Here is a 21,346-nt window from a genome sequence, read left to right as displayed (position 1 = left end):
GGGCTTGATGTTTACTCCTCCACCCGCACCACGCTGGCCTTTTGCCCCACCGTCGCCGTCACCGCCGGTGCGTCGGCCACAGCCGCCGCCGTTGGAGCCGTGGCCATCGTCACCGACGTGCCCGGTATCAGCCGCGTGCGGTAGACGAAGGCGTCGCCCTCGCGGGTCATCGGGCGGGGCCCGACGCCGCCCAGGAAGTCGCCGTCGATGAAGGCGGTGGTTCCCGTCGCCTTGGCCTTGAACGTCACCTCGACCGGCAGGACGTAGGCGTGCTTGAGCCAGCCTTCGGCGCTGCCGTTGTCCTGGCCCTTGAAGTCGAACACCGCCGCGTTTTCCCAGTTGGAGCCCTTGCCCCAGCGGGTGCCGCAGGTCTTGGTCGAGAGCCAGGCCGGCTCCCAGTAGAAGACGCCCGTACCGCCGCTGGCCAGGACCAGCTGGGTCAGGTCGACCAGGTATTTCTTCTGCCCGTCCGGGGTGGCCGGATAGCCGGCGATCAGCGAGTCCTCGCCCAGCAGATTGGGCGACGTGTCGGCGTTCTCGGTGGTGAACGGATAGGCCGTCTCGACCACCAGAACGTCGGCCGCATAACTATGGCGCAGGCGGTTGATGGTCTGCCCCAACTGGGCCATCGAGCGCTTGGACCACTTGGAATAGTAGCTGAGGCCGATGATGTCGTAGTCGGTGACGCCGGCCTTGGTCGCCGCCTCGAACCACGGCTCGGCGTTCTCGGGCTGGGCGATGTGCAGCATGATCCGGGGCCGGGTCCCGGTCTCGCGGCCGACGTCGCGCACGGCCTTGATGCCGGCGTTGAACAGCAGGGCGTTGCGGTCCCAGTGGATGGGTTCCTTGGCCTTGGCCAGGCTGGAGACGATCTCGCCGTTGGTCTCGTTGCCGACCTGGACGAGGTCGGGCGTCAGGCCCTCCTTGTTCAGCTCGATCAGGGTGTCGTGGGTGAAGGCGTACAGCGCCTTGGCCTGATCGGGTGTCGACAGCTTGGCCCAGGCCTTGGGGGCCAACTGCTTGTCGCCGTCGGCCCAGTCGTCGGAATAGTGGAAGTCCAGCAGCACCTGCATGCCGGCCGACTTGGCGCGGCGGATGCTGCGTTTCACGTCCGCGAGGTTGGAATACTTGGTCCAGTCCGGATCGTTCCAGATGCGGATCCGCGCCACGTTGGCGCCGGCCGACTTGAAGAACGGGTACTGGTCCACGGTATTGCCGCCGGACCTATAGACCGCGCCGCAGTCGTCCATCTCGTTGGCGTAGGAGATGTCGACGCCGAGATAGATCGGCGGTTCGGCGGCCTGGGCCGCGGTGAGGCTGATCAGGCTGGCGGCGAGAGCCAGGGTGAAGCGGCGTTTGCCCCGCATGACGTTTCCTTCCGACGACGCGCCCTCGTTGGGGCGCGGGGAAGGTTGCCGCATTAGTATTATAAATCAAGCGCGGAGTTCGAAGGTTTGGCCCAAAGCCTCCCCCTGTGGGGGGAGGTGTCGGCCGCAGGCCGACGGAGGGGGGAGCGATCGGGTGGTAGCTGCTACCCGGGTCGACGACCCTAAAACTCCCCCCACCGATCGCTTCGCGATCGCCTCCCCCACAGGGGGAGGCTTTAGAATTTGGCGAGATCTACAGCTCCACCCCGCTGAACGTCCGTTGCTCCTCGACGTCGAGTTCCGGGCGCTGGACCACGCCGTCGGTCCAGATCGGCCGCGCCGGCCGGGCTTCGGCGACGCTCCGCATCGCCAGCCCGTCGTGGGCGAAGTCGTCGACCTCGATCACCGCCGCCACGGCCTTGTCGGCCGCTTCCAGCGCCGCGATCTCGTCGGCCGAGACCGAGCCGCCCTCGACCCCGTCCTTCCAGTTCCGGATCTTCTGGGCGCGCAGGCGGTCGTGGATGGGCTGGGTGGCGACCACCCGTTCGAAGGCGTCGATCAACTGGCCCACGGCCTCGTCATGGCCGCCCACATAGACGTTCTCGATCAGTCGGTCACGGGTGGCCGAGGGGGCCAGCAGCAGTTCGGCGCAGGCGGTGGTCACCCGGTCAGACGGTCCCCGGCGACGCGGCCCCAGCGGCAGGATCGCCGCCCGCAGCAGCCAGCCGGCCAGTTGGTTGGGCAGGTTGGCGAACACCTCGTCGAAGCGCTGCTCGATCGTGGCGAAGCCCGTGTCCATGCACCATTGCAGCAGCGGGAAATCGGCGTCCTGGCGGCCCTCGTCCTCCCAGCGCTTCAGGGCGCCCGACAGGAAATAGAGCTCGGCCAGGATGTCGCCCAGGCGGCCCGACAGCATCTCCTTGCGCTTCAGCGCGCCGCCCAGGGTCAGCAGGGCGATGTCGGAGGTCAGGGCGAAGGCGGCGCTGTAGCGGCCCATCTTGCGATAGAAGGGACTGGCCCGACCGGCCTGCGGCGCCGGGGCGAAGGCCCCGCCGGTCCAGCTACGGCCCCAAGCCCGCAAGCCGGTGCGCACCGCGTGGGCCACGTGCTTCCAGAACACCGCGTCGAAGTCGGCCAGGCCCTTGGCGCGGTCCGCCTCGCCGATGGCCAGGATCTCCTGCAGCATGAACGGATGGGCCCGGATCGCGCCCTGGCCGAACACCATCAGGCTGCGGGTCAGGATGTTGGCGCCCTCGACCGTGATGCCCACCGGAATGGCCCGGTACTGCGAGCCCATGTAGTTGCGCGGTCCCTCGATCACCGCCTTGCCGCCGTGCACGTCCATGGCGTCGTTGATCACCACCCGCATCCGCTCGGTGGCGCCCGACTTCAGCAGGGCCGAGATCACCGACGGATGGTGGCCCAGGTCCAGGCCCGTGCAGGTCAGGCGGCGCGCGCCGTCCAGCAGGTAGGCGTTGCCGGCGATGCGGGCCAGGCGCTCCTGCACGCCCTCGAACTTGCCGATCGGCACGTGGAACTGGCTGCGGATGCGGGCGTAGGCGCCGGTGGTCATGGCGCTGAACGCCGCCGCCGCGCCCGACATGGCCGGCAGCGAGATCCCGCGCCCGGCCGCCAGGGCGGTCATCAGCATCATCCAGCCCTGGCCCACGCGCTCGGCCCCGCCGATCACCAGGTCCATCGGAATGAAGACGTCCTTGCCCCAGTTGGGACCGTTCTGGAACGTCTGGAAGGCGGGCAGGTGGCGGCGGCCGATCTCGACTCCGGCCGTATCGGTCGGCACCAGGGCGCAGGTGATGCCGATGTCCTCGACGTCGCCCAGCAGGTGGTCGGGGTCCTTCAGCTTGAAGGCCAGGCCCAGCACCGTGCAGACCGGGCCCAGGGTGATGTAGCGCTTGTGCCAGTTCAGCTTGATGCCCAGCACCTCCTTGCCCTGCCACTGGCCGCGACAGACCACGCCCTCGTCGACCATGGCCCCGGCGTCCGATCCCGCCTCGGGGCTGGTGAGACCAAACGCCGGCACCTCGCGGCCATCGGCCAGGCGCGGCAGCCAGTGATCGCGCTGCGCCTGCGTGCCGAACTTCATGATCAGCTCGCCAGGGCCGAGGCTGTTGGGCACCATCGCCGTCACCGCCGCCGAGGCCGAGCGGGTGGCGATCTTGCGGACGATCTCGGCGTGACCGAAGGCGCTGAAACCCAGGCCGCCGTATTCCTTCGGGATGATCATCCCGAAGAACTTGTTGGTCTTCAGATAGGCCCAGGTCTCCGGCGACAGGTCGCGGGTCTCCCAGGTCATCTGCCAGTCGTTGACCATGGCGCACAGCGTGTTGACCGGCCCGTCGATGAAGGCCTGCTCGTCGGGGCGCAGCTTGGCGGCCGGGAAGGCCAGCAGTTTGTTCCAGTCCGGATCGCCCGTGAACAGGGCCGCGTCCCACCAGGTGTCGCCGGCGTCGATCGCCTCACGTTCGGTCTGGGACAGGGCCGGCATCACGCCGCGCGCCCATTGGAGGATCGGCCGGGTGATCAGGTCCCGACGGAGATTGAAGCTGGTCATGACGCCACCATTGCAATGCGATGGACATCAAACGCCCAGCGGCCGCTACGGCTCCGGCGGGCGGCTGGCCGTGTGGAGCGAGATCGATCCGGTCGGGGTCGGGATCACCCGCCGCTCCTCGATCGCCGCGAAGCCGGCCTGGGCCATCAGCGACGGCAACACGCCCTTGGCGTTGGGCTCGGTCAGGGCGAAACCGTCGGTCATCTGCACGGTGCGAAACAGCAGCCGCATCAGGGCCGTGCGTTGCAGGCCGTAGTCGGCGACCCCCATCGCGCCGCCCGGCTTCAGCGCCGTGTGCATGGCGTCGAGGATGGCCTGCTTCATCGGCAGGGGACACTGGTGCAGCACCAGGCTGGAGACCACCTTGTCCGCCGATCCCGCCGGCGCGACGTCGGCCAGCCGGTCGCCCATGGCCTGGCGCCATTCGATCTCGACCCCGGCCTTGAGCGCCTTGGCGGCGGCCAGGGCCAGGATGGCGGGGTCGGGGTCGACGCCGATGATCCGCGCGCCGGGGCAGGCGGTCTTCAGCATCACCGCGAAGGCCCCGGTGCCGCAGCCGACGTCGAGGATCGTCTCGCCGGGCCGGGGCGCGACCTGGGCCAGCAACGCCGCGCGCCATACCCGCTCGCGGGACACCAGGGCGACGACGTGGTCGTAGAGCCCGGTCAGCTCGGGACGGCCCAGGGCCGGGACATAGGGACGGGTATCGGGGGAGCGGGTGTCGGTCATGGGGTGAGGATGACGGCCGGCGGACGAAGGCGCTTGAACGTAGCGGCTAGAGCGGGATCTGCGTCGCCGTCACGCCGAACATCGCCTTCAGCGTCCGGGCGAAATGGGCGGCGTCGGCGAAGCCGGCGGCGTGGGCCGCGGTGGTCACGTCGTCGCCCCGCGTCAGGGCCGCGACGGCCTGCTCGACGCGTCGCCACAGCAGGTAGCGCCGGAACGGCAGGCCCATGGCCTCGACGAACAGGTGGCGATAGCGCTCGGGCGACAGGTCGGCCGCCCGCGCCGCCGTGGCCAGGGGCACCGGGCCGTCGACGAGGCGCGAGTCGACCACGACCAGGGAGCGCTGGAGGCTGTCGGGCAGCGGCGGCGGGCGGGGCGCGTCGGGATCGGTCAGCACCCGTCGCCAGGCCTGCAGGCGCGGATTGGGCGAACTCAGGATCACCAGGTCCGGCAGCGGTCGCAGTTTCGCCAGCCTGGCGACGGCCTCGGCGCTGGGGGCCACGGCCTCGATATAGACCTGCCGCGCCTGGTCGTGCGGCTCCAGTCGGTGCAGCACCAGGGGGTCGATCAGCACCGCCCGGGCGGTGTGCGGCCGGCCCAGGCCGTCGTGGACGCTGACCGGCGTCTCGGCCAGCACCAGCTGGGCGGCCAGGTGGCGGTGCGGAACGCTGTGGCCGATCGAGCCGGACCACACCGCCCAGCGGTCGCCCAGGTCCAGCTGGCCTTGCCAGGGTCGATCGGTCACGCCGGGGTCCTCGCGCTTCGCCGCGCCCTCACACCTAGGCTCCTGAGCGCCGTCGGCAAGAGGGCGGCGGCCTGTCAGCAAACCGACACACGATGCGGCTAGTTCAGCGCCTTAAGGAATCCTGGCGACGCGATGAGGGGGCGGGACGTCTTCCATGGCTTGGCTACGCGACATCGACCGCTGGTTCGCCGCCAGCGTCCTGCCCTACGCGGCCAACTACCGGGCCTATGCCCGCAAGCTGGTGGGCGACGAGGGCGACGCCGAGGACCTGGTGCAGGAGGCTTACGCCAAGGTGCTGGGCGTCGTCGAATGGCGGCGGCTGGAGGCGCCCGAGCGGTTTGTGATGACCATCATCCGCAACCTGGCCTTCGAACGTTTCCGCCGCGCCAAGGTGGTGGCCATCCGTCAGATCGGGGTGCTGGAGATGGACGCTCTGCCCGACCCCGCGCCGGACGCCTATGCCGTGACCAGCGCCCGCCAGGAGCTGGACCTGGTGCTGGCGGCCCTGGAGCGCCTGCCCGTCCAGTGCCGAAAAGTGCTGACCTTGCGAAAAATGCACGGCCTGTCGCCTGGACAGATAGCGGTCAGGTTGAACTTGTCCGTCTCTACAGTTGAGAAACACCTGGCCAAGGGCCTGAAGCTCTTGACCAAGGCCCTGGCCGCGGGCGATGGCCGCAGTATCGAGAAACGATCGAGTTCATGGCCAAGCCGGGCGATCAAGACAGAGACGCATTGATCGCCGAGGCTTCGCTGTGGCTGGCGCGGCTCGACGCGGGCCGCGCTTCCGAACAGGATCTGGACGCCTGGCGCGAGGCCGATCCGCGCCGCGCCGCCGCCTTCGCCGAGGTGGCCAGCGCCTGGACCCGGCTGGACGCCCTGCGCGGCGCCGACGACATCGCCGTTCCCAAGCCCAGCCGCCGCGCCTGGCTGGCCAGCGGCGGCGCGGCCCTGGCGGCCAGCGTTGTCGGCGGCGCCTGGCTGGGCCGCGACGTCCTCCTGCGCGACCGCGTGGTCACCGGGGTGGGCGAGCGCCGGACCCTGGCCTTGCCCGACGGCAGCTCGGTCGAGCTCAACACCGACACCGAGGTCTTCTGGCGGTTCGACCGCAAGCGCCGGCGGCTGTGGCTGTCGCGCGGCGAGGCGGCGCTGATGGTTGTCCACGACAGCCTGCGGCCGTTCGAGCTGTTCACTTCGCAAGGCTTGGCCCGCTTGGCCGCTGGCCAGTTCAACGCCCGCCTGCGGCCGGCGGGCCTCGATCTGATCGTGTTGGCCGGCCGGGCGGCGGTGGAGACCGCCTCGGGCGTGGCCCAGGCCCAGGTGACTGGCCCGGCCGACGCCCGCCAGGCCTTGGAGGTCACGCCTCACCACATCGACGTGGTCGCCACGCCCGAGGCCGACGTCCAGGCGGTCCAGGCGTGGCGGCGCGGCGAGATCGTCTTCGAGGGCCAGGCCTTGTCGGCCGCTGTCGAGGAATACAACCGTTACCTGACCCGCAAGCTGGTGATCGGCGACGACAAGGCCGGGAGCTTGCGCCTGGGCGGCCGCTTTCTGACCGGCGATCCCGACAGCTTCCTGGACGCCCTGCGCACGACCTTCGGTGTACGGATCATCGAGGACGGACCGTCGCGAATTCTTCTTAAATCTCGATAGGGGTTTTGCCCCGCTCCCCCGTCTTGCCGTTCGAGACGCCGATCACGGCGATCAACGAGATGGGGGCATTCCTATGATCAAGACCTTGGGCCTGCGCATCGGCGCCTGCGCCTTGCTGGCCACCACGGCCCTGGTTTCCGTCGTCCCGGCGGCGGCCCAGGCGCAAGCCGCCGCGCGCGTGACCTTCGACATCCCGGCCGGCGACACCGCCAGCGCCCTGAACGCCTTCTCGCGCCAGGCCGGCGTGCAGCTGATGTTCCCCTACGACGTTGCCGCCCGCCACCGCACGGCGGGGCTGAAAGGCGCCTATGGCCGCGAGGAGGCCCTGCGCCGGCTGATCGAGGGCGGCGAGCTGGAGATCGCCTCGGCCAACGCCCAGGTCATCACCCTGCGCGAAAAGGGTTCGGCCCCTTTGGCAAACGCGCCGGCTGACATGGTCGGCGAGATCATCGTCACCTCGCGCGCCGGCTCGGACGCCCGCACGCGGCTGGAGACCAGCTACGCCGTCACCACCATGAGCGCCGAGTCGCTGCGCCTGCGCTCGCCGATGGGCGTGGCCGACGCGCTGAAGGCCGTGCCCGGCTTCTGGGTCGAGGCCTCGGGCGGCGAGGCCAGCGCCAACATCCGCGCCCGCGGCATCCCGCAGGAAGGCTTCTCGGCCATCGCCTTGCAGGAAGACGGCGCGCCGATCCAGCACGACGGCGGCCTGGGCTATCTGAACGCCGACCAGTCGTTCCGCCTGGACGAGACCATCGACCGCATCGAGGTGGTGCGCGGCGGTCCCTCGTCGATCTTCGCCTCCTACGCCCCCGGCGGCACGGTCAACTTCATCACCCGCAAGGGCGGCGACACGCCCGAAGGCATCGCCAAGGTCCAGGTCAGCGACTACGGCACCAAGCGCGTCGACCTGTTCTACGGCGGCCCGGTCGGCGGCGGCTGGCACGCCTCGGTCGGCGGCTTCTGGCGCGAGGAAGACGGCATCCGCGACCCGGGCTTCGACGCCAACAAGGGCTATCAGTGGCGCGTCGAGGCCGGCCGCGAGTTCGAGCGCGGCAGCATCGAGTTCAACCTCAAGCACCTGGACGACAACGTCATCCTGTTCGCGGGCGTGCCGCTGAAGTTCAACGCCGCCGGCGACCCCAGCGCCGCCCCCGGCTTCGACCCGCTGACCGGCACCCTGGCCGGCCCGGAGACCGCCCACCTGACCCTGCGCGGCCCGACCGGTCCGTTCGACTGGGACCTGACGCGCGGCACCGAGGTCGAGCTGACCCAGGCCACGGCGGTGTTCAAGTACGAGCCGTTCGACGGCTGGAACTTCCAGGACACGCTGCGCTACCGCACCTCGGAATCCAAGCGCATCGGCCTGTTCCCCAACACTCCGGTGCTGGGTTCGGATCGCATCAAGCAGTACCGCGCCGCCCTGCTGGCCGCCACGCCGGGCGCCACCGACGTGCAGCTGCGCTACACGACCAGCGGCGAGGTGTTCAACACCGCCGGCGCCGGCCAGAACGGCAACGGCCTGGTGATCGACGGCTCGCTCCGCTACGTCTCGGTGCCGCTGGACGAGCTGATCAACGACGCCCGCTTCCTGCACAAGTTCGAGGTGGCCGGCCAGACCCACGACGTGGCGTTCGGCGTCTACAACGCCCACGTCGAAGAGGCTTTCAACCGCTACTCGGCCAACGCCCTGCTGGACGTGCGGAGCAACGCTCGCCGCCTGGACCTGGTGGCCGTCGACGCGACCGGCAAGGTGCTGTCCAGCCTGACCGAGAACGGCATCAGCCGCTACGGCGCCGAGTTCGCCAACGGCGACGGCAAGTCCAACACCGTGGCCCTCTACCTGACCGACGAGTGGAGCATCACGCCGAAACTGCGCGTCGACGCCGGCGTGCGCTGGGAGAAGATCGAGTTCGAGGGCCGCAGCGAGCGCTCGGCGACCATCAACCTTGGCCAATCGCCGACGGCGGCCGACGACACCGTGCTGGCGGGCACGGGCGTCTATGACCGCCTGGACCGCAAGTTCCAGCACGCCGGCTGGACGATCGGCGTCGACTACAAGTTCACCGGCGAGATGGGCATGTTCGGCCGCTACACCTCGGCCTTCCGCCTGCCCTCGCTGGGCGACTACATCACCAACGCCACCAATTCGACGGGCATGGTCCAGACCATGGACCTGTCGGAGCTGGGCTTCAAATGGGTGACCCCGAAGGTCGAGCTCTACGCCACGGCCTTCCAGACCACCTATGACAACCTCGGCTTCGGCAGCCTGGTGTTCAATCCGACCACCGGCGCCTACGTCAACCAGACCAGCATGACCGACACCAAGACCCTGGGCCTGGAGCTGGAAGGCGTGGTGCGACCGGTCTCGTGGTTCGACCTGCGCTTCAGCGCCACGATCCAGAACCCCGAGTTCGGCGACTATAAGTTCGAAGAGGCCTGCACGGTCGCCGCCTCGGATCCGACCTGCCAGGTCAAGCCGCCGGCCGGCACGGCCAGCCGCACCCGCGACTTCACCGGCAACCAGCTGATCCGCGTGCCCAAGACCTCGTTCCGCCTGACGCCGGGCGTGAACCTGCTGGACAGCAGGCTGCGCCTGGAGACGACCGTCGAGCGCTACGACGACCGCTATTCGGACGCCGCCAACACCTCGAAACTGCCGGCCTACACCTTGGTGGGCGCCACGATCCGCTACAACATCACCGACGCCCTGACGGTCTATGGCTACGGCAACAACCTGTTCAACGAGCTGGGCCTGACCGAAGGCAATCCCCGCGCCGGCCAGATCATCAGCGGCGAGGCCGGGGCGCTGTACGGCGTCGGCCGTCCGGAGTTCGGCCGCTCGTTCCGCGCGGCGCTGATGTACCGGTTCTAGTCTTCTTCCCTGACATCCCCTCGACTGGGCGGCCGGCTGCAACCGGCCGCCCGCCTTTTTAGGAGCCGAGCATGGTCCGTTGGCTGGCGCTGATCTTCCTCCTTTTGGCCACGCCCGCCGGGGCCGCTGAAGCGGGTAAGCCCGACCTCGTCCTGACCGGCCAGGTGCTGGGCGCCGACCACCAGACCTACAAGCCGGTGACCTTCGACGTGCCCGACGGCGTCACCCGCCTGACCGTCGAGGTCGACTACGCCCGCGACCAGAAGACCGTCGTCGACCTGGGCCTGCTGGACCCCGTGCGGTTCCGCGGCTGGAGCGGCGGCAACAAGAAGCGCTTCACGATCTCGGCCGAGGAGGCCACGCCCAGCTATTTGCCCGGCCCGTTGCCGGCCGGCCGCTGGACCCTGCTGCTGGGTGTGCCCAACGCGCGGCCGGGCTCGTCGGCGGCCTACGAGGCCAGGATCACCTTCGAGCGTCGGCCCGGCGTGACGAGCTTCGCGCCCGCGCCGCTGAAGGCCGCGCCCGGCTGGTATCGCGGCGACCTGCACATGCACACCGCCCATAGCGACGGTTCCTGCCTGGCCCAGTCCGGCGCCCGCGCCCCGTGCCCGGTCTATCGCACGGCGCAGGCGGCCCAGGCCCGGGGCCTGGATTTCATCGCCATCACCGACCACAACACCACCAGCCACTACGAGGCCATGGCCGAGCTGCAGCCGGCCTTCGACCAGCTGCTGCTGATCCCCGGCCGGGAGGTCACCACCTTCCAGGGCCACGCCAACGTCTTCGGACCCACGGCCTTCATCGACTTCCGCCTGGGCGACCCGGCCGTGCCGACGATCAAGGCTCTGCAGGATGCGGTGGCGGCGGCCGGCGGGGTGTTTTCGATCAACCATCCCAGCTCTCCCTCGGGCGAGCAGTGCATGGGCTGTGGCTGGACCGTTCCGAACACGGACTATGACCAGGTGCAGTCGATCGAGGTCGCCAACGGCGGCTCGCAGCGCGCCCAGGGCGGCCGGGCCGAGGGACCTCTGTTCGGCGTGCCCTTCTGGGAGGCTCAACTGAACGCCGGCCACCGCATCACCGCCGTCGGCGGCAGCGACAACCACGACGCCGGCCTGCCCCCCGAAACCCCCGGCGCCATCGGCCGCCCGACCACGGTGGTCCACGCCGAGGAACTGTCGACGGCGGGGATTCTGGCGGGCGTTCGCGCGGGCCGGGTGTTCATCGACCTGGACGGGACCAAGGATCGGCTGCTGGACCTGAGCGCCAAGTCAAAGTCCGGCCAGGCGGTCATGGGCGGCGTCCTGACCGCGCGTCCCGGCGAGGCGGTGGCCTTCACGGCCTCGCTGGCCGGCGGTGACCTGTCGGGGCTGGAGGTGATCCGGGATGGCGTGAAGTTGGCGGTGGCTGTCGGGCCGACCGGCGGGTTCACGGTGAAGATGGGCGGCAAGGCGTCATGGGTGCGGTTGAACCTGCGTGACGCCCAAGGGCGACTGCTGCTGATCGGCAACCCGATCTATCTGCGGCCTATCCACTGAAAACCCGCTCATCCCGGCGAATGCCGGGACCCAGATCCTATAGCTGAGTGGCTGATTGGAAGGGCTCTGCGCGTCTGGCGTCAGGCCCAGCGTTATTCCATCTGGGTCCCGGCATTCGCCGGGATGAGCGGCTCTAAACCTAGGTGACTTCCCCCGTCAGCTCCCGCCGCGCCTTGTCCAGCTCCTCCGCATACCGCCGCGTCGCGTAGGCCTCGGACAAGATCCCGATCACCGCGTGGTTGGCGTCGACCACGGCCAGCTCGTCCGCCTGGGTGTGGTCGAAGGCGCGCATGACGTCCTTGATCGACTGGTCGGGCAGCAGGGCGGTGTCGGCGTAGAGGGCCAGGGTCGCCACGGTCATCTCGCTGTCGTCGGGATGGGCGTAGGCCAGGGCCGTGCGGACGATGCCGGCGTAGCGGCCGGCGGCGTCCAGGATCACCACCCGCTTGGTCGAGCCCAGCGGGTAGCGGCGACGGAACTCGGCCAGGGTGGCCTCGCCCTGCACGGTCTTGACGTCCTTGCGCATCATCCGCCCGGCGGTCAGGGGGCGCATCCAGGATACGTCGTGGGCGCTGCGGATGGTCTCGCCGCGCAGGTGCAGCCGCCAGGTCGAGAACGAATAGCCGAAGGTCTCGCGCACCAGGGCGCTGGCGATCAGCGAGGCCACCAGGGCGGCGGCGGCCACGGTGAAGTCGCCGGTCGCCTCCAGCACCAGGAAGGACATGGTGAAGGGGCCGCCGACGACCGCCACCCCGAACGCCCCCAGTCCGACCAGGGCCGCCACCGTCGGGTCCAGCGACGGCAACCAGGGCACGAACACGGTCAGGGCCGCGAAGATCTGGCCGACCAGCACGCCCAGGAACAGCGAGGCGAAGAACAGGCCGCCCCGGAAGCCGAAGCTCAGCGACACCACGCTGGCCAGGGCCTTCATGGCCAGCAGGATCACCAGCATCTTCAGGCCCAGGTCCGCCGTCAGGTTGACGTGCAGCGCGCCGTGGCCGGCCGACAGGGTCTGGGGCGTGATCATGGCCATGACCGCCAGGGCCGCGCCCCCCACCATCGGACGCAGGGTCTTGGGCAGTTTCGACTTGCCCACCCAACGGTCGGCCGTGGCCACCAGCCGCATCAGGGCGATACCGGCGAAGGCGCAGATCACGCCCAGCAGGGCGTAGAGGCCGTAGTCGAACCACGACTGCACGGCCGGGGTCGAGGTCTTCAGCAGATAGGGCAGGCCGCCCATCCGCCCGGCCACCAGCACCGCGGCCAGGGCGGCGGCGGCCACGGGGGCCAGGTTGGCGACGGTGTAGGCGCCGATGACGATCTCGAACGCGTAGAAGGCCCCCGTCAGCGGCGCGCCGAAGGCCGCGGCGATGGCCGCTCCGGCCCCGGCGCCCACCAGGGTGCGCATGTCGGCTCGGCGCAGGTTCAGCCTCTGGCCGGCGAACGAGGCGATGGCCGCCCCGGCCTGGGCGTAGGCGGCCTCCAGCCCGACCGACGCCCCGACGCCGTTCGACAGCATGGTCTGGCTACAGATGAAGGCGCTGTCGCGGATCGACAGGTGGCCGCCGTGCAGGGCGTTGGCCTCGACCGGGTCGACAGCGGGCTTGGGGCGGTATTTCAGCCAGGCCCAGGTGGCGAGGCCCAGCACCAGGCCGCCCAGCGGGATGGCCAGGGTCCGCCACGGAGCGATGACGCTCTGGGCGCTGAGCCGCTCGTCCATGTCGATGGCGAACAGCAGCACCTGCAGGCCGTGGGCCAGCTTGGCCTGCAGCACCGCCAGGGCCCCGGCCCCCGCTCCGATCAGGGTGGCCACCGCGATCAGCCACAGCTCGCTGGACCGGATCCGCCGCCGCAGCCAGCTTAGCCAGCGCACGGAGGTGGAGGTCGGGAGGGAAAGCTGCATGACGCTGGGGTTCCACGAGGCCTGGCCATCTTACGGCCTGGGCCAAGCGAGGCAACGCGCGTCGAATGGGTCCGGAATCGGCAAAGGGCGATGCTTTCGTTCGCTTCACGCGGCCTGGTTAGGCCTAGCGTCGGCGCAATCACAAAGGGAGCTCGCCGTGGAAACCTGGTTGCCGTCACTGCTGACCGAAACACCGGAACTGGGTTTCGACCTGGCCATCAAGCTGTCGCGGGTGGCGGTCAAGAAGACCCAGCCCGACGAGCAGATCCGCCTGCGCCTGCGCGAGGTCTACGAAAAGGACGCCGACGCGCTGATCGCCTCGTCCCAGGTGGTGGCGATCAACTTCCAGACCGTGGCGGCCGCCAACGGCTATTGGCGGACCTGACGGCTCTCGTGAGCCAGCAGCCAGCGCTTGCGCTCGATCCCGCCGCCATAGCCGGTCAGCGCGCCGTCGGCGCCGATCACCCGGTGGCAGGGTACGACGATGGCGATTGGGTTGGCGCCGTTGGCCGCGCCGACGGCGCGCACCGCCGAGGGGCGGCCTAGCCGCTCGGCCAGGCGGGCGTAGGTCGTGGCCTGGCCCAGCGGGATCTCGACGAGGGCGTTCCACATCTGGTGCTGGAAGGCTGTACCGCCGATCGTCCAGGGCACGGCCTTCAACGCCGCGAGTTCCCCGGCGAAATAGGCGGCCAGCCCGTCGCGCACCGCCGTCGGCGCGGGACTGGCTTCCACGGTCTGGCCGCGATGGTGCAGATGCAGAGCCCGGGCCAGGCGCTGGGGCTGGTCGTGGAACTCCAGCACCCGCAGCCGACCCTGGACGTCGGTGACCACGTCGATCTCGCCGATGGGCGTGTTCAGGGTGTCGAGCGTCAGAACCTCAGGCCGCACGCTTCACCTTCCGCACCGGCGGCGCGCCCTCGTCGGCCAGCGAAGCCCATAGGTGCAGGGCCGCATACGCTCGCCACGGCCGCCAGGCCTCGGCTCTCGCCAGCAGTTGATCCGTTGTCGGACGAACACCGTCGGCGTCGGCCAGGGCGCGCATCAGGGCGACGTCGGCGGCCGGGAAGGCGTCGGGCTCACGCAGCTGGCGCATGGCGATGTACTGGGCCGTCCATTCGCCGATGCCGGGCAGGGCGCGCAGGCGGGCGACCATTTCCGTCAGGCTGGCGTTCGGGGCCAACAGGTTCGGATCGGCGGCGAGGGCGGCGGCCATGCCCGACAGGCAGCGGATGCGGGCGCCGGGCATCTTCAGGCCGGAAAGATCGGCGGCGGCCAGGCGCTGGGCGGTTGGAAAGGCGTGGGTCAGGCCCGGCTCGGCGAAGGGCTCCGGCAGCGGCTCGCCGTATGCGGCGGTCAGGTCGCCAGCCAGCTTGCGGGCCTGGACGACGGTGATCTGCTGGCCCAGGATCGCCCGCACCGCCAGCTCGAACCCGTCCCAGGCGCCGGGCACCCGTAGGCCGGGGCGCAGGGCCACCATCCGCGCCAGGTCCGGATCGCCCGACAGCACCTCGCCGATGCCGACCGGGTCGGCCGACAGGTCGAACACCCCCCGCACCCGGGCCAGGATGCGGGGCAGGGCCGAGGGCTTGGGGAACCGCACCGCCACGCTCAGCCGGTCGCCGCCGATCGGCGTCACGGCGATGGTCCCGGCCGCGCCGTCCAGGGCGATGACCCGGCGGTAGACGTCGTTGTCCACCGCCTCGACGCCGGGGATCGCCCGCATCGCCAGGAAGGCCAGCATGCCGTCCCAGTCATAGGGCGGGCGGTAGCGCAGGGTCAGGGCGATGGCCTCGCCGGCCGGCGCGGCCCCATGGGAAGAGGCAATGGCCTTCCTGCGGCGCAGGGCGGCGGGCGGCCGGTCGTAGAGCTGCTGGAAGGTCTCGTTGAAGCGCCGCACGCTGCCGAAGCCGGCGGCCAGGGCCACCTCGCCCATCGGCAGATCGGTCTCGTGGATCAGCTGCTTGGCCAACAGCACCCGCCGGGTCTGGGCCACCCCGACCGGCGTCGCGCCCAGGTGTTGCAGGAACAGCCGCCGCAGCTGCCGCCCGCCGACGCCGACCCGTTCGGCCAGGGTCTCCACGTCTCCGTCATCAAGGGCGCCCGCCTCGATCAGCGCCAGGGCGCGCGAGACGGTGTTGGACGCCCCGTTCCAGGCCCCCAACTGCGGCGAGGTTTCGGGCCGGCAGCGCAGGCAGGCGCGATAGCCGGCCTCCTGGGCCGAGGCGGCGGTGGCGTGGAAGGTGACGTTCTGGCGCAGCGGCGTGCGGGCCGGGCAGACCGGCCGGCAGTAGATACCCTTCGTCTTCACGGCCACGAACAGCCGCCCGTCGAAACGGGCGTCTCGGGTCTGGATGGCGCGGTAGCAAACGTCGGGATCGAGGTCCATGCGCCCGATCATAGCCCCGGACGGGGCGTCGTCTCGCGGTTTTCGGACGTCGTCATGGCGCGGCGAGGGCCAAGGTTTCGCGATTTTGGGGTGCTGTGAGTGGACATCTATTTAAGTGTCTACTATCCGACATTTCACTAAATAATGATCTGAAGTCGACATATGGCTGATATGTAGAACTTTGGTGCGACAAAACGCGCGCTTAAAACCGTCGAATACTCGGACCTTAACGTCCTGGTGAGCATGAAGATTAGGGCGTGATCAACCGCGACGATCGCCCAATAGGCCTCAAGTTCGGTCTGGGGCCATCATCATGAAGTATCCTGTTCTTTGGGCGACGAGCGCGCTGATCGCCGTCGTCGCCGTTTCCGGTTTTGCCGTCGCCCGCCAGGAGCGCAGCGCGCCCGGGGTCAGCCTGGCCCGCGACGTGGTGGCCGCGGCCAGCGCCTTCGAAACCTACACGCGCGGGGCCGGGACGATTTCGGCGGGGTTCAGCAACGGCGACACCGTCGCCGAGGCCCTGGCCAAGGGGGCGGCGTATCAGCCGGAGCAGCTGGACGCCGGCATGATCGCCTATGGCGCGATCGCGGCGCTGCAGGAGGAGGCCTTCATCGCCGGCGTCCGCCAGGCCGCGCGGGAAATGCCGCCCGAGACACTGATCGCGCGCCTGGAGGCGAATCCCGAGAGCGTCATCGAGATCGACGGCGTCGGGGCCGCCGCCAGTCGGGCCCAGGCGGCCCTGCGGGGGCGCGGCGCGCCGCTGGGCGTGACGGGCAAGGCGGTCAAGCAGGCGGCCTACGACGTCCAGCGCCAGGACTGGTCCAAGGGCCCGATCGCCGACAACGCCGGCCGCCTGGCCAAGGTCAAGGCGATGTCGGCGGTCTTCTTCACGCCCGGCGAGGACGACGCCGGCCGACTGATCCAGGCGGCGACCGCGCCGCGCGAGACGGGCGGCGCCTCTGGTTTCGGCGGGGGCGGCGAGGGCGGGGCGGCCTTCACTCCGGTGACCGTGCGCGCCGCGGCCCTGGCGGCCCTGGCCGTGCTGGGCGCGGCCGGCGACGAGGACGTGGCCAAGCTGGATGTCGTCATGCACGAGAAGAAGAGCGGCTACTGCATGAAGATGGCCAAGCTGAATCTCTACCAGTGCCTGGCCGTGGCCGGTCCGCACTACGAGGACGTCTTCTGCCTGGGCCAGCACGCCCTGATCGACACCGCCCAGTGCGTCAACGACGCGGCCGGCGGGGCCAGCGCTCCGGCCCTGCCGGCGGCGGCGCCGGTCTCGCGGCCGAAGCCGGGCTTCATGATCCCGGTGGGCGGTACGAATGTGGCGGCGATGTCGCCGATCCCGGTCCCGTAGGCGCGCTCTACCAGACTATGAAGTCCTTGTGGTCGTAACCTCTGGCGCCCGCCACGGCGACCGAGCCGTTGGTTGGCCCATTGTTGCCGCGGGTGTTGCCCTCGTAGGTGGAGAAGGAGTCGTCGCCGGCCACGTTCACCACGCCGACATGCGTCCAGTCGGTGGGCGTGGCCCGGATGAGAAAGAAGCTGCCCGGCACGATGGCGGACTTCTTGAACGCGCCGCTGGCGACGTCCGCGCCGCTGACGAATTTCCCGATGTGCTTGGCCCGGTCGGCCAGCGCGTCGCAACCTTGCGACGACGCGATCGGCTGTTGGACGCCCAGGGCCGTGGCCGCCTGTTCGAGGGCGAAACAGGCGAAGCCCGCGCACCACAGGGCGGGCTTGCCCTCCCAGCCCATATAGGCGCGAACCCACGGACCCCGATTGTCGCCCCCGGCCTCGCCCGGCGACTGCGCCACGTGTTGCGCCGCGTGGGCGACGATCAGCTGCGTCAGTGAGCCTCCGTTGGGCGGGAGCAGCTGGATCGCATGGTCCAGCGGGCCGGTCAGGGCTTGATGCGTGGCGAGATCCACCACGCCGGTCGGCTGGAGGCCGAACTTGGTCTGGAAGGCCTTGACCTGGAGCAGGGTGGCGGGACCGAAATCCTCGTCGATCTCCAGCCCGAAGCGATGAAGGGAGAGCCACTCCTGGACGCGCTTGGCCTGAAAGCCCTTGGCGCCCTTTTGGACCGGACCGTTGAAAGCCAGTTCAGCCGTCACGCGGTTTGGCGAGTACTGTGACATGGCTGAGCCCCCGATTTCTCCAGGTTGATTTTACCCTGTAACTATCGCAAAAAGATAGTTAAATCTGGAGCTCCCCGAACGGTCGAGCGGGGCGGCGAAGATCGCCGGCGGTTTACATCCGCCGCTTTGGTCCCTAGAGAGCTGCGCCATGTCCGTCGCGATGACCAAAGCCATTATTATTCGCAAAACGACCCGCTCGTGCGGGGCGTGTGCGGGTATGCGCGAGGTCTAGAGCGCGACACCCCGGACAGCAGCCCCGCCGATGCGCGGGGCCTGTCCACACCGGCAGACATCCCCGCGCCTCCGCATCTTCAGGAGACGCAAGATCATGACTTCGGCCTTTTCCACTTCCAATCCGCCTCATGTGGGCGTCGTCGGCGCGACCGGTCTGGTCGGTGAGATGATGCGCGCGCTGCTGGCCGAGCGGAACTTCCCGCTGGCCTCGCTGCGCCTGTTCGCCTCGGCGCGCTCGGCCGGGACCAGGCTGGCCTGGGGCGACCAGGAGATCGTGGTCGAGGACGCCGCCACCGCCGATTATGCCGGCCTGGACATCGTGTTCTTCTCGGCCGGCGGCGACACCGCGCGGGCCCTCGCGCCCAAGGTCGCGGCGGCCGGCGCGATCGTCATCGACAACTCCTCGGCTTGGCGCGATGACCCGGACGTGCCGCTGGTGGTGGCCGAGGTGAACCCCCACGCCCTGGCCTCGATCCCCAAGGGCATCGTCGCCAATCCCAACTGCACGACCATGGCGGCCATGCCGGCCCTCAAGCCCCTGCACGAAGCCGCCGGTCTCAAGCGCCTGGTGGTCAGCACCTACCAGGCGGTGTCGGGCGGTGGGGTGGCCGGGATCGAGGAGCTGGACGAGCAGGTCCGCGCCGTCGCCCAGGACGCCGCCGGCCTGGCCCGCGACGGCCAGGCCGTGACCTTCCCGGCGCCCCGCAAGTGGGTCGCGCCGATCGCCTTCAACGTAGTGCCGCTGAACTACAAGCTGGGCGTGGACGGCTATACCGAGGAGGAGGCCAAGCTGCGCGACGAGAGCCGCAAGATCCTGGAAATCCCCGACCTGCCGGTGTCGGGCACCTGCGTGCGGGTGCCGGTGTTCACGGGCCACTCGCTGTCGATCAACGCCGCGTTCGAGCGGCCGATCTCGGTGGCCCAGGCGCTGGAGCTGCTGGGCCAGGCGCCGGGCGTGGTGCTGACCGAGGCGCCCAACCCGCTGGCGGCGGCGGGCCAGGATCCGGTGTTCGTCGGCCGCGTGCGGTCCGACCCGACAGTGGAGCACGGGCTGGCGCTGTTCGTCAGCGGCGACAACCTGCGCAAGGGCGCGGCGCTGAACGCGGTGCAGATCGCCGAGGTGCTGGTCGGCCGATAGACGTGGCGTGGGGCGGCTCATGGAAAGCCGCCCCACCGGCTAAGCTTGAAAAGTGTCGACAACGCGACATTTGTTCATATACATGAAAATTGTTATCCATATACTGTAATTGTCAAGCTTATTTCCATATTCGTCGAAGTTAATTGGTAAAATAAGTGAACTTATTAACTCGATTTTCAGCGAATATTGCGGAATGCTCAACTTGAGGGACGTTCAGGAGGGCCGGTTTCGGTCCTGGGGCTATCAAGATGAGACAACCTGTCTTTTGGGCGACGAGCACGCTCGTCGCCGTGGTCGCCGTGTCCGGCTTCGCGGTCGCTCGTCAGGAGCGGAGCGAACCCGGCGTCAGCCTGGCCCGCGACGTCGTCGCCGCCGCCAGCGCCTTCGAAACCTACACCCGCGGGGCCGGCGGCATTCAGGCGACCTTCGCGGACGGCGGGGGTGTCGCCGACGCCCTGGCCAAGGGTTCGGCCTATCGCGCCGAGCAACTGGACGCCGGCATGATCGCCTACGGGGCCATCGCGGCCTTGCAGGAGCAGGCCTTCATCGACGGCGTCCGCCAGGCCACGCGCGACACGCCGCCCGAGGTGCTGATCGCTCGGCTGCGGGATGATCCTGAAAGCGTGACCGAGATCGAGGGCGTCGGCGCCGCCGCCAGCCGGGCCCAGGCGGCCCTGCTCAAGCGCGGCGCGCCGCTGGACGCCGCCGGCCGGGCGGTCAAGCAGGCGGCCTACGATGTTCAGCGCGATGACTGGTCGCGCGGTCCCATCGTCGACGGGGCCGGCCGCCTGGCCCGGATCAAGGCGATGTCGGAGACCTTCTTCAATCCCGGCGAGGAGGACGCGGGCCGGCTGATCCAGGCGGCGACCGCGCCGCGCGAGGGTCGAGGCGGAGACTTCGGCGGGTTCGGCGAGGGCGGGGCGGCTTTCACGCCGGTGACCGTGCGGGCCACGGCCCTGGCCGCCCTGGCCCTGCTGGGCGCGGCCGACGACGACCATGTCGACGGCTTGGACAAGATCATGCGCGAGGAGACGAGCGCCAAATGCATGACGATGGCCAAGCTGAATCTCTACCAGTGCCTGGCCGTGGCCGGTCCGCAGTACGAGGACGTCTTCTGCCTGGGTCAGCACGCCCTGAGCGACACCGCCCAGTGCGTCAACGACGCGGCCGGCGCGCCTCGCGCCCCGGCGGCCTCGCCGGTCATGGCGGCGGCGGCCTCGCGCCCGGCTCGTGGGGTGCTGATCCCGGTGGGCGGCGTGAACGCGCCCGGCACGGACGTGGCGGCGATGTCGCCCGTTCCGGAAGAGATTCCGGGGCTGGCCGACTATCGTCCGGGTTCGACCTATTCGAAGGTGGGGCAAAGCCGTCTGCAGCCGGCCCAGCGTCGATGGTGACCGGCCGCCCCGGTCGCGGTTGATCGCGGGTGACTGAAAAGGCCTCCCGGATCGCTCCGGGAGGCCTTCGTCTCAGGGAAGCAGCCCCGCCGTCCGATAGGCGGCGATGGTGCGGTCGTAGATCGCCACGTCGCCGCCGCCGCGCGCCATCAGCTGGGCGCCGTTGACGGCCGACAGCACCGCCAGGGCCTTCGCGTCCGCGTCGGGGCCCGTCAGGCCCAGCACCTGCGTCAGCCAGGCGACGTTGAGGGCGACGAACTTGTCGACCTCGACCAGCACCTCGGCGGGCAGGTCGGTCTTTTCGGCGGCCATGATCCCGACCAGGCACATGCGGTTGTCGTTGAGCAGGGCGGCGCGGAACACGCCCGTATAGTGGCTGATGCGTTCGGACGCGTCGGGCGTGGCGGCCAGGACGCGCTCGAGGCCCGCGGCCGCCGTCTCGGTGTAGCGCTTGGCCAGGGCCGCGCCCAGGTCGCCCTTGGTCGGGAAGTGGTAGTGGATGCTGGCGCTCTTGATCCCGACCGTCTTGGCCAGTTCGCGGAAGCTCAGGGCGTTGTAGCCACGGGCCTGCACCACGGCCTGCCCCGCGTCCATGATCGCCTGTCGCGTGTCGATCTTCGTCTCGGGGGGCACCGGCGTCTCCTTACCTATCTACCGATAGATAATCGTTGACGGCGCGC

General features: G+C 69.7%; 17 protein-coding genes. 8 read left to right on the top strand and 9 right to left on the bottom strand.

Annotated features, from left to right (window positions below; all coding sequences use genetic code 11):
- Nucleotides 1–11: 11 nt before the first annotated feature.
- From G3M62_RS20375 to G3M62_RS20360, 4 genes are all read right to left on the bottom strand, one after another.
- Nucleotides 12–1,367: a glycoside hydrolase family 53 protein gene (locus tag G3M62_RS20375; protein WP_165190342.1), complete on the bottom strand. Its 1,356-nt coding sequence runs from the start codon at nucleotides 1,365–1,367 to the stop codon at nucleotides 12–14.
- Between the two features lie 253 nt (nucleotides 1,368–1,620).
- Complete coding sequence (locus G3M62_RS20370) at nucleotides 1,621–3,939, bottom strand: acyl-CoA dehydrogenase (protein WP_165190340.1); 2,319 nt, start codon at nucleotides 3,937–3,939, stop codon at nucleotides 1,621–1,623.
- A 45-nt stretch (nucleotides 3,940–3,984) separates the two neighbouring features.
- Nucleotides 3,985–4,668, bottom strand: a complete 684-nt coding sequence (locus G3M62_RS20365; protein ID WP_165190338.1) for a class I SAM-dependent methyltransferase — start codon at nucleotides 4,666–4,668, stop codon at nucleotides 3,985–3,987.
- Nucleotides 4,669–4,714: 46 nt separating this feature from the next.
- Nucleotides 4,715–5,410 (bottom strand): helix-turn-helix domain-containing protein, encoded by a 696-nt coding sequence (locus G3M62_RS20360; protein ID WP_165190336.1) that lies wholly within the window; start codon nucleotides 5,408–5,410, stop codon nucleotides 4,715–4,717.
- 154 nt (nucleotides 5,411–5,564) lie between these two features.
- On the opposite strand from G3M62_RS20360, the gene G3M62_RS20355 reads away from it, so the two are divergent.
- From G3M62_RS20355 to G3M62_RS20340, 4 genes are all read left to right on the top strand, one after another.
- Entirely contained in the window at nucleotides 5,565–6,146 is a 582-nt protein-coding gene (locus tag G3M62_RS20355; protein ID WP_165190334.1) for an RNA polymerase sigma factor, read from the top strand.
- Entirely contained in the window at nucleotides 6,110–7,060 is a 951-nt protein-coding gene (locus G3M62_RS20350; protein WP_165190332.1) for a FecR family protein, read from the top strand. Before G3M62_RS20355 ends, G3M62_RS20350 begins: the two co-directional genes overlap by 37 nt.
- A gap of 73 nt (nucleotides 7,061–7,133) precedes the next feature.
- Nucleotides 7,134–9,932: a TonB-dependent receptor gene (locus G3M62_RS20345; RefSeq protein ID WP_165190330.1), complete on the top strand. Its 2,799-nt coding sequence runs from the start codon at nucleotides 7,134–7,136 to the stop codon at nucleotides 9,930–9,932.
- A 71-nt stretch (nucleotides 9,933–10,003) separates the two neighbouring features.
- Nucleotides 10,004–11,470, top strand: a complete 1,467-nt coding sequence (locus tag G3M62_RS20340) for a CehA/McbA family metallohydrolase (protein WP_165190310.1) — start codon at nucleotides 10,004–10,006, stop codon at nucleotides 11,468–11,470.
- A gap of 139 nt (nucleotides 11,471–11,609) precedes the next feature.
- On the opposite strand, the gene G3M62_RS20335 is transcribed toward G3M62_RS20340, so the two are convergent.
- Complete coding sequence (locus G3M62_RS20335) at nucleotides 11,610–13,373, bottom strand: chloride channel protein (RefSeq protein ID WP_165190308.1); 1,764 nt, start codon at nucleotides 13,371–13,373, stop codon at nucleotides 11,610–11,612.
- Nucleotides 13,374–13,530: 157 nt separating this feature from the next.
- On the opposite strand from G3M62_RS20335, the gene G3M62_RS26630 reads away from it, so the two are divergent.
- Nucleotides 13,531–13,758: a hexameric tyrosine-coordinated heme protein gene (locus tag G3M62_RS26630; RefSeq protein ID WP_246263350.1), complete on the top strand. Its 228-nt coding sequence runs from the start codon at nucleotides 13,531–13,533 to the stop codon at nucleotides 13,756–13,758.
- Here the strand turns inward: G3M62_RS26630 and G3M62_RS20325 are convergent.
- Both G3M62_RS20325 and G3M62_RS20320 read right to left on the bottom strand, forming a co-directional pair.
- Complete coding sequence (locus tag G3M62_RS20325) at nucleotides 13,743–14,261, bottom strand: methylated-DNA--[protein]-cysteine S-methyltransferase (RefSeq protein ID WP_246263349.1); 519 nt, start codon at nucleotides 14,259–14,261, stop codon at nucleotides 13,743–13,745. The two genes, G3M62_RS26630 and G3M62_RS20325, sit on opposite strands and share 16 nt — an antisense overlap.
- Entirely contained in the window at nucleotides 14,251–15,759 is a 1,509-nt protein-coding gene (locus G3M62_RS20320; protein WP_165190304.1) for a DNA-3-methyladenine glycosylase 2, read from the bottom strand. Before G3M62_RS20320 ends, G3M62_RS20325 begins: the two co-directional genes overlap by 11 nt.
- 313 nt (nucleotides 15,760–16,072) lie before the next feature.
- Between G3M62_RS20320 and G3M62_RS20315 the strand changes: the two genes are divergently transcribed.
- On the top strand, nucleotides 16,073–17,116 hold the full coding sequence (locus G3M62_RS20315) for a hypothetical protein (protein WP_165190302.1): 1,044 nt from the start codon (nucleotides 16,073–16,075) through the stop codon (nucleotides 17,114–17,116).
- Nucleotides 17,117–17,123: 7 nt separating this feature from the next.
- Here the strand turns inward: G3M62_RS20315 and G3M62_RS20310 are convergent, their stop codons facing one another.
- Entirely contained in the window at nucleotides 17,124–17,900 is a 777-nt protein-coding gene (locus G3M62_RS20310) for a peptidoglycan-binding domain-containing protein (RefSeq protein WP_165190300.1), read from the bottom strand.
- A 328-nt stretch (nucleotides 17,901–18,228) separates the two neighbouring features.
- On the opposite strand from G3M62_RS20310, the gene G3M62_RS20305 reads away from it, so the two are divergent.
- On the top strand, nucleotides 18,229–19,272 hold the full coding sequence (locus G3M62_RS20305) for an aspartate-semialdehyde dehydrogenase (RefSeq protein WP_165190298.1): 1,044 nt from the start codon (nucleotides 18,229–18,231) through the stop codon (nucleotides 19,270–19,272).
- A 248-nt stretch (nucleotides 19,273–19,520) separates the two neighbouring features.
- Nucleotides 19,521–20,666: a hypothetical protein gene (locus tag G3M62_RS20300; RefSeq protein WP_246263347.1), complete on the top strand. Its 1,146-nt coding sequence runs from the start codon at nucleotides 19,521–19,523 to the stop codon at nucleotides 20,664–20,666.
- A gap of 72 nt (nucleotides 20,667–20,738) precedes the next feature.
- Here G3M62_RS20300 and G3M62_RS20295 read toward each other — a convergent pair whose 3' ends face one another.
- The gene (locus tag G3M62_RS20295) at nucleotides 20,739–21,299 is read right to left on the bottom strand and encodes a TetR/AcrR family transcriptional regulator (RefSeq protein ID WP_165190296.1); all 561 of its coding nucleotides are present in this window, start codon (nucleotides 21,297–21,299) and stop codon (nucleotides 20,739–20,741) included.
- Nucleotides 21,300–21,346 lie beyond the last annotated feature (47 nt).

The sequence above is a fragment of the Caulobacter soli genome (assembly GCF_011045195.1).
Classification (GTDB): domain Bacteria; phylum Pseudomonadota; class Alphaproteobacteria; order Caulobacterales; family Caulobacteraceae; genus Caulobacter; species Caulobacter soli.
This window is presented reverse-complemented; position numbering and strand designations above follow the sequence as displayed.